The sequence below is a fragment of the Telluria sp. LT2P80 genome (genome assembly GCF_059685955.1).
This window is the reverse complement of sequence record NZ_JCASIO010000010.1, coordinates 123,027-134,621: the sequence shown is the minus strand read 5'-3', so window position 1 is coordinate 134,621 and position 11,595 is coordinate 123,027. Positions and strand designations below refer to the sequence as shown.

The window sequence follows — 11,595 nt, the reverse complement described above, 5'->3', positions numbered from 1 at the left end:
GACTAATAAAATGAAACGGGCGGGGGCACCAATCTGACCCACGTGCTCAATGGCACTCAGTCTGAACAGTGTCACCCCGACCGGCCACATCAACAATATTATCTACTGGTGCGCTGGCATCTTCAATATACGAGGTCTGACATTCGGACACGACCTCAGCCTTAGCCACGCCCAGTGGTGTCTTGCCCAGCACTAGCATGGCCTGGTGTCAGCTAGTTTCGACTGCCCGACTGTCGAGACCGTGTCCGAATGTCAGACCTGACCCCCGCTGTTCTTCACGACTGTCGAGATCGTGTCCGAATGTCAGACCTGACCCCCGCTGTTCGCGACTGTCGAGATCGTGTCCGAATGTCAGACCTGACCCCCGCTGTTCCGACTGTCGAGATCGTGTCCGAATGTCAGACCTGACCCCCGCTGTTCTTGACCCTCGCTGTTCTTCAGCCGGACGTGGAGCTATAACAGCTCCATTGACTGCAGCGCCGCTTTCGCCAGCGACACGCGCTTGTCGGGCGCCCCGTCCGGGATGTCGATGTTCAGCGCGAACGTGTAGAGCTTGCCGTCCTTCTTGATCCAGCCGACCCACCAGCCGATATCGGGCTGGCCGGGCCGCTTGCCCCAGCCAGTCTTCGCATACAGTTCGGCCGGGCCATCCTGGCGCGCAATCGCGCGCACTGCGTCCATGTGCACGTTCTCGAACGGCAGTTGGCCTTGCGCGAGCCGGGCCAGGAACAACGTCTGCTCGAGCGCGCTGATTTCGAGCGGGCCATCTAGCCAGAAACGGTCCACCACCGTGCCGGTGTCCATGTTCCCGTAATTCATCCGCACGAGCGCGCCGCGCATGCGTTCCAGTCCGATGCGCCGCGCCATTTCCTGATAGACGGGCACGTTCGAGATTTTGATCGCTTCGCGCAGGCCCATGTCCCGGGCCCATTCGGGTCGCGCGACCGGCTTGCCGCCGTACGGCACGATCTCGTCGACCGAGGCGACGGCGCCCGTGCTCAGTGCGATCAGCGAGTTCGGAAGTTTGAAGGTCGACGCCGGGATGAACCGTTTGGCGGCGCGCTGGCGGTCGTGGCCCGTGTTGGTGTCCTGGGCCACGTCGTGCACGACGAACGTGCCCGTCACGCCCTCTTTCTTGAACAGCTGCGTGATGGCCGGGCTGTCACGCCATTCGGTGGCCTGGGCGACGGCGCCGAATGCCATCAGGGCGAGTGCAAGAACATGCTTGATCATTGGTCTGTTTCCTTGGCCAGTTGGGTGGCCAGACGCGCTCTAGCCTTGTCGGCATACGTGCGGCAGGCGGTGGTGTCGATGAAGGCGGCGCTGCCCCGCGCAGCGCGCCGGGCGTAGCGCTGCCACAGGTCGCTGCCTTCCGGATGCGCCGAGACCAGCACGTCGCACGGCAGGCCGGCCACCGTCGCGATCGAGCGTTCCAGGTCCGCGCGCGCCGTCGGATAGGCCCGATGGCCACGGTAGCGAAATGGCCCGGCCGCGATGGCGTTCAGGCTGTCGGCGTACACCATGTGCGCCGTCCGGCCGCCCTCGACGGCGTTCCAGGTCCAGCTTGCGCCGCCCTGCGTGTGGCCGGGCGTGGCGTGCATCGTCACTGCCAGCGGGCCGAGCTTGACGACGTCACCGTCGGCCACGGCCCGCACGCGGGCAGTTGGCGCCATCGGCTGAAGGTCGGTGTATTGCGGGTCACCCTTGTCGGCCTGGCCACTCGCCAGCACCGGTACGGCAGCGCTGCCGACCAGGACCTCGGCGCCCGACAGGCGCTGCAGCTCGGCGATGCCGCCTGCGTGATCGAAGTGTGCATGCGAGTTCAGGATGAAGCGGATATCTTCGACCTTGAAGCCGAGCTGGCGCATATTGCGCACAATCTGCGGGGCCGATTTCTCGCTGCCGCCGTCGATCAGAATGTGGCCCTGTGGCGATGTGATCAGGACCGCCGACAGGCCATGCGTGCCGACATAGTAGGTGTTGCCGTACAGGGCAAACGGTTCCTGCGGCGTGTTCCAGTCGTTGGCTGCAGCAGGCTGCAGGCACGTGACGAGGCCAGCCGTGGCAAGTGCCAGGCGTGTGTGTTTCATCATGACGATTCCTTATGTGGACGGTGACAGCGTTGCGAGTCTTCCCGGCAGGGCGCGCAGGAAATGTTCTTTCAGGAGCGGCCCGGCCGCGCGGTCCGGATCGCGTGGGCCAAGGTTCTGGCGTGCGAAGACGACGGTACGGCCGTCCTTGGTGGCCCAGCCGACGAACCAGCCGAGCGCGCGGCCCGTGTCCTCATTGCCATCGGGCGACTTGCCTGACGCGGTGCCGGTCTTGCCGTACACCTGCCAGCCATCCGCCAGCGTGGGCAAGCGCAGCAGCTGCGCCGTCATGTCGAATGCGTGCGCGCTGACGGGCAGTTCGCGGTGGGCGACCTTGCGCAGAAATGCGACCTGTTCACGTGGCGAGACCTGCAGCGATGACGAGATCCAGGCGCTGTCGACGCCGCCGGTCAGGTCCTGGTTGCCGTAGTCGAAGCGGCCCACGTAGTCCTGCACGCGGCGCTCGCCCAGCCGGCTGGTGACCTGCTGCGTGTACCAGACCGTCGAATTGCGGATCCAGCTCGTCGGATCGGTGGTGGCGCGCCACGATGGCTGCCAGTCAACATAGCCGTCCTTGAACGGCAGCGCCGGCGCGTGGGTGTCCTTCAGGATGCCGGCGTCGAATCCCATCAGGCTCACGGCGATATTGAAGATCGACGCCGGCGTGGTGCGCACGTCGCAGCGCCCTTCCTCGACCAGCACCGCTCCCGTGGCAGCATCGAGCATCAGGGTGCAGTCGAGCGCCTCCGGCGCAGCGTCCCATGCCAGCGCCGGCTGCAGCGCGAGGTTGGCGCCGAACACCAGCGCCAGTGCCACCAGGCCGGCGCAGCGGGCACGGCCTGCATGAAGCGAGAGGCCCGGTGAGCGGATCAGCGCGACACGCGCGGCCAGCGTGTCCGGCGCGACGCCACCGAAGGCCAGCGCATTGGCTGGCGCGGTTCCATACTGGAAGCGCAGCTGCGCGACCAGCGCGGCAGCATAGGCCTTGCGCTGGACCTGCGGCCGGCCGCGCAGCACGTCGCGGTCGCAGCCCAGCTCCTGGGCCCAGACGAGGCGTGCGCGCAGCAGGCGCATCGCCGGATTGAACCAGCACAGTGCCTGGAGCAGCGCGCAGGCGGCGAGCCACCACAGATCGCCCCGGCGCCAGTGCGTCAGTTCGTGGGCGACGATCAGGTCGCGCTGCAGTGGATCGATCGTTCGCAGGGCCAGCGGCAACAGCAGGCGCGGTCGGAACGGGCCGACCAGCATCGGGGAAATGGGGGCATCGACTTCGATCATGACAGGCAGCGCCACGTCCGACGGCGTTCGCGCACCGGCACGCAGCAACCGCGCCAGCGCGCGCTGGCCATGGACCAAGCGCGCAAGCATCCACAGCAAACCGCCCGTATAAGCCAACACCCATGCCCACGCGGTCCAGCTCAGCCACGAGCGGGATTGGGCAAACGTGCTGGCAGCACCGGCCGCCTGAGCGGGCCTGGCGACTGTGCCGGCCGTCATGGGCGACAGATCGACATCGAACACGGGCAGCATGTGAAGCTGCTGCGCCTGCGGCAGCATCAGGATGATGAAGGTGGCCGCAAGCGCGACCTGCCCCAGCATCCACGGCGTGCGCTGCATGCCAAGCGCCGGCAGGTACCGCCGTGCCAGCGCCAGCACACCCCACACGGCCATGCCAGCGGCCAGGCAGCCGATGCTGGCAAACAGGAAGCGGATAAGCGTCGCGTCGAGCGTGGTCATGGCGCAGGGTCCTTGTCGACCGGCCAGTCGTTCAGCAGCTGCTCCAGGCGCGCGAGCTCATCGTCATCCACCAGCTTGCTGCCGGTGAACATATTAACCGGCAGCGGCGTGTCGATCTCCATCACGCGCCGGCCGAAATCGTGGGCGAACGCAGCCAGCGTATCGACCTTGTCGCTGGCCGCCGCATACACCTGCACGCCGTGGCGAAGCTCCTGGCGCACCATGCCTTTGTCGAGCATGCGCTCGAGCGTCTTGCGGGTGGAGGAATACGACCAGCCCAGCTCGGCCTCGACCGCATCGTGGATTTCACGCGCGCTCATCGGCTGCTGGCGCCACAGCGCCTTGAGGAGGGTCAGTTCAGAAATCGAGGGTACGGCCATGGCAACAGTCCTTGACGTGACGTCTTATGTGACGCTTGCCGCAATGATGCGACAATTGTCACACGCACGTCAAGAACTTGTTATCGCCGTCAGTTGCGCAGATCGTCGACCGCTTCACGGCCAAAGCCAGGCGCGAGCAGATAGTCGGCCAGGTTGCGCGCGCAATCCTCGGGCGAGGTCAAGCCGCCCGTGTCCTTCAGCTCGACGAAGCGCTCGCGCAGCGGGAAGTTGGCGTCCGGCGTGGCGCGGATCGCCGCCTGCATGTCGGTGTCGATGACGCCCGGCGCCAGGCTGACCGCCAGCACCTGCGGATCGCCGTCAAGCTGGACCGCCCGCGCATGCTGGTCGAGCGCGGCCTTCGTCGCGCAGTACACGGCCCAGCCAGGATAGGCATTGCGCCCTGCCCCGCTGGAAATGTGCAGGATGCGCCGCGTCGCCCCGGGCGCGGCCTGCACGAACGCGGCGGCCAGCGCCAGCGGCGCGCCAACGTTGAGCATCACCGCCTGCAGCACGGCCGCCGGCTCCTGCGCAGCTAGCGGGCCCACTGGCGTGACGACGCCGGCGTTGTTGACGAGGTACACGGCGTCGGCGCCCGCGAGAAAATCGCGCAGCGCCGGGCCGGCGAGCCAGGCCTGCAACGCGGCCGGATCGGCCATGTCGACTTCGGCCTGTTCGATGCCGGCCAGCGCAGAACGCCCGCGCGCCAGGCCCAGCACGGCCAGGCCGCGCGACTGCAGTTCGGCCGCGATGGCGGCCCCGAGGCCACGGGTGTGGCCGGTGACGATGACTTTGTTCATGGGGAGGTTCCTAGATGAAGACGGGTTCGGGTTCGAGCATCACGCCATAGCGCGCCGCCACATCGGCCTGGATGGCGGCCGCCAGCCGGACCACGTCCTGGCCCGTGGCCCCGCCCAGGTTGACGAGCACCAGCGCCTGCTTATGGTACACGCCGGCCGCGCCCAGGTGGCGCCCTTTCCAGCCGCACTGGTCGATCAGCCAGCCCGCGGCCAGCTTGAACGTGCCGTCCGGCTGGGCGTGGTGCACCAGGGTCGGGAACTGCGCGAGCAGCCTTGCGCATTCCGCGCTTGACACCACCGGGTTCTTGAAGAAGCTGCCGGCATTGCCGATCTCGCGCGGATCGGGCAGCTTGCGGCGCCGGATTGCTTCGACGATCAGGCCAATGTCGCTGGGCGTGGGCGCCGTCAGTCCGGCTTCCTGCACCGCATTACCCAGTTCGGCATAGCGCAGGTTTGGCTGCCATGCGCGCGGCAAGGCAAAGGTCACGTCCAGCACGACGAGATTGGCGCCGTCGGGATGCTTGAAGATGCTGTCGCGGTAGCCGAAGCGGCAGGCGGCCGCGTCCAGCGTGCGCGTGACGCCGCTGGCCATGTCGTAGGCAGTGAGGCTATGGAATACGTCCTTGGTTTCGACGCCATACGCCCCCACATTCTGGATAGGCGCGGCGCCCACGGTGCCGGGTATCAGCGACAGGTTTTCCAGCCCGCCGATGCCCTGCTCGAGCGTGAAGCGCACGAAGCCGTGCCAGTGTTCGCCGGCCTGGGCGCGTACGAGGATCTTGCCGGCCTCTTCGCCCAGCACCTCGCGGCCCTGCCCCGTCATGTGCAGCACCAGGCCCTCGACGTCGCGCGTGAACAGCAGATTGCTGCCGCCGCCAAGCACCAGCCGCGGCAAGGCCGCCAGCACCGGATCGGCACGCACCGCGGCCAGTTGCTCGGCGCCATCCACGCGCAGGTAGTGGCGCGCGCGGGCGGGAATGCGGAAGGTATTGAACGTGTCGAGCGGCTGGGCGTGAATGAGAGGCATGATGTAACGGCGTAAAAGTGTCGTTTCATTATAGTGGTTCGTGCATTCCCGGCTTTCCACACGGGTGAAACGGTCGCGATTCGGGCCGCCGTCCGCTAAAATAGAGGGATTCATCTACATGCAAGACAAAACAAGGACACCCCATGCCATCATTTGATGTCGTCTGCGAAGCAGACATGGTCGAAGTAAAGAACGCGGTTGAACAATCGAACAAAGAAATCACGACCCGTTTCGATTTCAAGGGCAGCTCGGCCAATGTCGAGCAAAAAGACAAGGAACTGACGCTGTTTGCCGATTCCGATTTCCAGTTGACCCAGGTAAAGGACGTCCTGATCAACAAGATGGCCAAGCGCAAGGTCGACGTGCGTTTCCTTGACGAAGGCAAGGTCGAGAAAATTGGCGGCGACAAGGTCAAGCTGGTGATCAAGGTGCGCAACGGTATCGAAACCGACGACGCGAAAAAGATCACCAAACTGGTCAAGGAAAGCAAGATGAAGGTGCAAGCCAGCATCCAGGGCGAATCGGTGCGCATCACCGGCGCCAAGCGCGACGACCTGCAGACGGCCATGGCCATGCTGCGCAAGGACGTGCAAGACCTGCCACTGGCCTTCAACAACTTCCGCGACTGATCGGTATCAGCGCGTTGCAACGGGCCGGCTTGACCGGCGCTGGCACGGGGCGCTACGTGGACAATGTGTCCGCTGAAGCCTTGTAACGCTTGGAGTAAAATGGCGCCGTGTGCCGACCCAGGGTCGACTCTCGCACACCGCAGCCACTCCGGGCAGATTAGGTAGTCTAAGGATAGCAATGAAACGTGTTGATGATTTCCGCCTGCGCATGGGCAACAAGGAATACGTGCCCATCATGATCGGCGGAATGGGTGTGGACATTTCGACGTCCGAGCTGGCGCTGGAAGCAGCCCGTCTGGGCGGAATCGGCCATATCTCCGATGCAATGTCGCAAGACGTGTCCGACCGCAAGTTCGACACCACGTACGTCAAGGAAAAAACCAAGACCTACAAGTTCAACATCAACAACATGAACAAGGCGGTGGTCCAGTTCGATCTGGATCACCTGGCCGAGGCCACGCGCCGTCATGTCAGCTCGACCATGGAAGCGAAGAAAGGCGATGGCCTGATCTACGTGAACTGCATGGAAAAGCTGACCATGAACGCGCCGAAGGAAACGCTGCGCGTGCGCCTGGCGTCGGCCCTGGACGGCGGCATCGATGGCATCACGCTGTCGGCCGGTCTGCATCTGGGCTCGTTCGAGCTGATCAAGGATCACCCGCGTTTCCGCGATGCGCACCTGGGCATCATCGTGTCGTCCGTGCGCGCGCTGCAACTGTTCCTGCGCAAAGTCTCGCGCCTGGACCGCAAGCCCGACTTCATCATCGTCGAAGGCCCCCTGGCCGGTGGCCACCTGGGCTTCGGCATGGATGACTGGAAGCAATACGACCTGCACACGATCATGGACGAGGTCCATGCATTCGTGAAGGCCGAGCAACTGGGGATCCCGGTCATTGCCGCCGGTGGCGTGTTCACCGGTTCGGATGCCGTCAGCTTCCTCGAAAAAGGTGCAGGCGCCGTTCAGGTCGCCACGCGCTTTACCGTGACCACCGAATGCGGCCTGCCGGACGACGTCAAGCAGGAATACTTCCGCGCCAGCGAAGAAGACATCGAAGTCAACGGCATTTCGCCGACCGGCTATCCGATGCGCATGCTCAAGAATACGCCGGCCATTGGCTCGGGCATTCGCCCGGGCTGCGAATCGTACGGCTATCTGCTCGATGCAACGGGCAACTGCTCGTACATCAATGCCTACAACCGCGAGGTGCAGGCGCATCCGGAACTGAAAAAAGTCACGGTGATGGACAAGACCTGCCTGTGCACGCACATGCGCAACTTCAATTGCTGGACCTGCGGCCATTACACGTACCGCCTGAAGGACACGTCGCATCTGCTGGCCGATGGCAACTACCAGATCCTGAGCGCCGAGCACGTGTTCAAGGATTACCAGTTCAGCGTCAACAACGAGATCGCCCTGCCAGAAAAGCAGGAGATCGTCGCGGCATAAGCCCGACTTTCGCTGTTGCCGCACCGTGCAACGGCCATGAAAACGTCATTCCTGTCGGCGCGGGAATGACGTTTTTGCGTTTATGCCCGAATGAACCGCCTTGTCCCGCCCCTGCCCCGTGATCGCCGCTGAATGTGCGCAGGCGCACCGAAGCCGTCTTGCATGAACGTTACGGTAATCACTCCATCAGCGGGAGTGAGCAATGAGCGAAGAGAAAAAGCAGGTCCGTATTACCAAAGCCACGATGCCAGCCGGCGGCTGGGGCTCGGTCGGTGACGTCAGCACGATCCTGACCGACCAGAACGTCGTCGTCAAAGACACGGGCTTGCTGCTCAAGCAAAACAAGACCGATGGCTTCGCCTGCGTCAGCTGCGCCTGGGCCAAGCCGGCCAATCCGCACCCGTTCGAATTCTGCGCCAGCGGCGCCAAGGCCACTGCCTGGGAAACCACGAGCAAGTCCATCGGCGCTGACTTCTTCCAGCGCCACACGCTGACCGAGCTCGAAGGCTGGAGCGATCATGCGCTGGAAGACCACGGCCGCCTGACCACGCCGCTGCGCTATGACGCCGCCAGCGACAAATACCTGCCGGTCGACTGGGACGTGGCCTTCAACGAGATCGGCGCTGCGCTGCGCGGCTTCGATCCCAAGCAGGTCGTGTTCTATGCTTCGGGCCGCGCTTCGCTGGAAACGTCGTACATGTACCAGCTGCTGGCGCGCATGTACGGCAACAACAATCTGCCGGACAGCTCGAACATGTGCCATGAAAGCACGTCGGTCGGCCTGCAGAAGACGATCGGCATCGCGGTGGGCACGGTCAAGCTGAGCGACTTCGAGGATACCGACTGCATCCTGTTCTTCGGCCAGAACGTGGGCGTGAACAGCCCGCGCATGCTGCACCAGCTGCAAGAAGCGCGCAAGCGCGACGTGCCGATCATCACCTTCAATCCGCTGCGTGAACGGGGGCTGGTGAGCTTCACCAATCCACAGTCGCCGCTCGAAATGCTGACCAGGCAAGAGACGGCGATTTCGACCCAGTACCACCAGGTCAAGCCGGGTGGCGACACGGCCGTGATCATGGGCATGTGCAAGGCGATCTTCGCCCTTGACGATGCAGCGCTGGCCGCCGGTGAACAGCGCGTCATCGACATCGCATTCATCCAGGAACACACCAACGGCTTCGGCGACTTCGAACAGGCCGTGCGCGCCTGCTCATGGGAAGCCATCGAGCGCGAAGCGGGCCTGTCGCAAGCGGCGCTCGAAGAAGCAGCGGGCGTGTATGCCAGGTCGAGCGCGGTGCTGGGCGTGTACGGCATGGGCCTGACACAGCACCGCAATGGCGTGCAGAACGTGACGATGATGGTCAACCTCTTGCTCCTGCGCGGCAATATCGGCAAGCCGGGCGCTGGTATCTGCCCGGTGCGCGGCCACTCGAACGTGCAGGGCCAGCGCACGGTCGGCATTACCGAAAAGCCCGAACTGGCGCCGCTCGACAAGCTCAAGGAGCAGTTCAACTTCGAGCCGCCACGCGACATGGGCCTGACGACGGTCGATGCCTGCGAAGCCATCATCAAGCGCGACCTGCAGGGTTTCATTGGCCTGGGCGGCAATTTCCTGCGCGCCGTACCGGAAACGGTGCTGATGGAAGCGGCCTGGCGCGAACTGCCGCTGACGGTGCAGATTGCTACCAAGCTTAACCGTAATCACGTCATTCACGGCAAGGCAGCTTACCTGCTGCCTTGCCTGGGCCGGATCGAGATTGACCGCCAGGGCTCGGGCGACCAGTCCGTGTCGGTCGAAGACAGCACGTCGCACATGCACGGCTCGCGCGGGATGACCGAGCCGGCCGCGCCCGGCCTGCTGTCCGAGCCGGCGATCGTGGCCGGCATCGCCAAGGCGACGCTGGCGCCCAACCCCAACGTCAACTGGGATGCCTGGGTGGCCGACTACCGCGTCATCCGCAAGGCGATGGGCGTCACGTTCCCCGAAATCTTCAAGGATCTGAACGAGCGCATGTGGACCCCGGGCGGCTACCGCAAGCCGCTGGCCGCCGCTGAGCGCATCTGGAAAACCGAGAGTGGCAAGGCCGAATTCACGGTGCCCGAAGAAGTGCCAGGCAATCCGAACATGCCGGGCGGCCCCGATATCCTGCGCCTGTTCACGATCCGCAGCGATGGCCAGTTCAACACAACCATCTACAGCAACGACGACCGCTTCCGCGGCGTGCACGGCAGCCGCATGGTGCTGTTCATGAACGCGGCCGACATGGAACGCTATGGCCTCGGCAAGGGTGACGTCGTGGCACTGCGCACGCATGCGGACGATGGCGTGAATCGCCGCGTCGAAGGCTTGCAGATCGTGCCCTACGATGTGCCAACCGGCTGCATCGCCGGCTATTACCCGGAATGCAATCCGCTGATCCCGCTGTGGCACCATGCGAAGGAGAGCAAGGTGCCGGCGGCCAAGGCCATCGATGTGCTGCTCGAGCGCAGCGGCAGTGGTGCAGCACACGGGACAGCCAGCGCGCCACCGAGCGTGGCATGAACGCGCGCACGTCCTTCCCCGGTGATGGCGGGCCGGACTATCCTGTTGCCAGCAGCGTGCCGGCAGCCTGCTGGCAGGCCGGCGCGAGCGAGGCGCTGGCCGAAGTGCTGGCCGAGGAAGTGCCGGTGGCGCTCGTCTACAACGGCATCAGCCACGCGGTGATGCTGGCCTCTCCCCAAGACCTGGAAGACTTCGCACTGGGATTTTCGCTGTCCGAGCGCATCGTGCGCCAGGCGGCAGATATCCGCGACATTGCCATCGAGACGGGCCTGCACGGCATCACGCTGTCGATGGAGATTGCCCCCGGCGCCATGGCGCGCCTGAAGGAAACGCGGCGTGCACGCACCGGCAAGACCGGCTGCGGCCTGTGCGGCGTGGACAGCCTGGCCTGGTTCGAGCGCGAAACGGGCCTGATCGATGCACGCGACGGCGGCGCGCATGGCGTGACGGCGCAGTTCGCCCCCGATGCGCTGCACCGCGCGATGGCCGCAATGGCGGCGCGCCAGCACCTGCACCTGGCGACCGGCGCCGTCCACGCGGCGGGCTGGGCCGACCGCGATGGCGTGCTGCGCACGGTGCGCGAAGACGTCGGCCGTCACAATGCGCTCGACAAACTGATCGGCGCGATGGCGCACGATGGCGTGCCCGCCGACAGCGGGTTCGTCGTCGTGACCAGCCGCGCCAGTTTCGAGATGGTGCAAAAGACCGCGCGCGCCGGGATCGCCGTACTGGCGGCCATCTCGGCGCCAACGGCCATGGCCGTGCGCCTGGCCGATGCAGCGGGCGTGACGCTGGCCGGCTTCGTGCGCGCCGGTCGCCACGTCGTCTACAGCCATCCGCAGCGCCTGACCTGAGCGCAGACGCCAGCGCACGCCGCACGCGCGGCGCGCGACAACGATGTTGAACGGGTATAAGCTGAAAGCATGCGCGCAACCAACGCGGCGCG

10 protein-coding genes are annotated in these 11,595 nt (G+C 65.0%); 4 read left to right on the top strand and 6 right to left on the bottom strand.

Annotated elements, in window-relative coordinates:
- Window positions 1-453: 453 nt before the first annotated feature.
- The 6 genes from blaOXA (AC56LW_RS21545) to murB all read right to left on the bottom strand — a co-directional run bounded on the left by blaOXA (AC56LW_RS21545) (window position 454) and on the right by murB (window position 6,031).
- Window positions 454-1,230 (bottom strand): class D beta-lactamase, encoded by a 777-nt coding sequence (gene blaOXA, locus AC56LW_RS21545; protein ID WP_499637457.1) that lies wholly within the window; start codon window positions 1,228-1,230, stop codon window positions 454-456.
- A complete protein-coding gene (gene bla, locus AC56LW_RS21540) occupies window positions 1,230-2,093 on the bottom strand; it encodes a subclass B3 metallo-beta-lactamase (RefSeq protein ID WP_499637455.1) in 864 nt (287 codons plus the stop codon). The genes blaOXA (AC56LW_RS21545) and bla overlap by 1 nt, the downstream gene beginning before the upstream one ends.
- A 9-nt stretch (window positions 2,094-2,102) precedes the next feature.
- On the bottom strand, window positions 2,103-3,827 hold the full coding sequence (gene blaOXA / locus AC56LW_RS21535; protein WP_499637453.1) for a class D beta-lactamase: 1,725 nt from the start codon (window positions 3,825-3,827) through the stop codon (window positions 2,103-2,105).
- Entirely contained in the window at window positions 3,824-4,207 is a 384-nt protein-coding gene (locus AC56LW_RS21530; protein ID WP_499637451.1) for a BlaI/MecI/CopY family transcriptional regulator, read from the bottom strand. Before AC56LW_RS21530 ends, blaOXA (AC56LW_RS21535) begins: the two co-directional genes overlap by 4 nt.
- A gap of 89 nt (window positions 4,208-4,296) precedes the next feature.
- Entirely contained in the window at window positions 4,297-5,004 is a 708-nt protein-coding gene (locus AC56LW_RS21525; protein ID WP_499637449.1) for an SDR family oxidoreductase, read from the bottom strand.
- 10 nt (window positions 5,005-5,014) lie between these two features.
- The gene (murB, locus tag AC56LW_RS21520; RefSeq protein WP_499637447.1) at window positions 5,015-6,031 is read right to left on the bottom strand and encodes a UDP-N-acetylmuramate dehydrogenase; all 1,017 of its coding nucleotides are present in this window, start codon (window positions 6,029-6,031) and stop codon (window positions 5,015-5,017) included.
- A gap of 143 nt (window positions 6,032-6,174) precedes the next feature.
- Between murB and AC56LW_RS21515 the strand changes: the two genes are divergently transcribed.
- From AC56LW_RS21515 to fdhD, 4 genes are all read left to right on the top strand, one after another.
- Window positions 6,175-6,660 (top strand): YajQ family cyclic di-GMP-binding protein, encoded by a 486-nt coding sequence (locus AC56LW_RS21515; protein ID WP_183550398.1) that lies wholly within the window; start codon window positions 6,175-6,177, stop codon window positions 6,658-6,660.
- A 178-nt stretch (window positions 6,661-6,838) separates the two neighbouring features.
- On the top strand, window positions 6,839-8,107 hold the full coding sequence (locus AC56LW_RS21510; RefSeq protein ID WP_332533563.1) for a nitronate monooxygenase: 1,269 nt from the start codon (window positions 6,839-6,841) through the stop codon (window positions 8,105-8,107).
- Between the two features lie 202 nt (window positions 8,108-8,309).
- Window positions 8,310-10,649 (top strand): FdhF/YdeP family oxidoreductase, encoded by a 2,340-nt coding sequence (locus AC56LW_RS21505; protein WP_499637445.1) that lies wholly within the window; start codon window positions 8,310-8,312, stop codon window positions 10,647-10,649.
- A complete protein-coding gene (gene fdhD / locus AC56LW_RS21500) occupies window positions 10,646-11,503 on the top strand; it encodes a formate dehydrogenase accessory sulfurtransferase FdhD (protein ID WP_499637443.1) in 858 nt (285 codons plus the stop codon). The genes AC56LW_RS21505 and fdhD overlap by 4 nt, the downstream gene beginning before the upstream one ends.
- Window positions 11,504-11,595 lie beyond the last annotated feature (92 nt).

Coding starts and splice junctions, on each gene's coding strand:
- AC56LW_RS21525 (WP_499637449.1), bottom strand. CDS start 5,004: ATGAACAAAGTCATCGTCACCGGCCACACCCGTGGCCTCGGGGCCGCC.
- murB (WP_499637447.1), bottom strand. CDS start 6,031: ATGCCTCTCATTCACGCCCAGCCGCTCGACACGTTCAATACCTTCCGC.
- AC56LW_RS21505 (WP_499637445.1), top strand. CDS start 8,310: ATGAGCGAAGAGAAAAAGCAGGTCCGTATTACCAAAGCCACGATGCCA.
- blaOXA (WP_499637453.1), bottom strand. CDS start 3,827: ATGACCACGCTCGACGCGACGCTTATCCGCTTCCTGTTTGCCAGCATC.
- AC56LW_RS21515 (WP_183550398.1), top strand. CDS start 6,175: ATGCCATCATTTGATGTCGTCTGCGAAGCAGACATGGTCGAAGTAAAG.
- fdhD (WP_499637443.1), top strand. CDS start 10,646: ATGAACGCGCGCACGTCCTTCCCCGGTGATGGCGGGCCGGACTATCCT.
- AC56LW_RS21530 (WP_499637451.1), bottom strand. CDS start 4,207: ATGGCCGTACCCTCGATTTCTGAACTGACCCTCCTCAAGGCGCTGTGG.
- AC56LW_RS21510 (WP_332533563.1), top strand. CDS start 6,839: ATGAAACGTGTTGATGATTTCCGCCTGCGCATGGGCAACAAGGAATAC.
- bla (WP_499637455.1), bottom strand. CDS start 2,093: ATGATGAAACACACACGCCTGGCACTTGCCACGGCTGGCCTCGTCACG.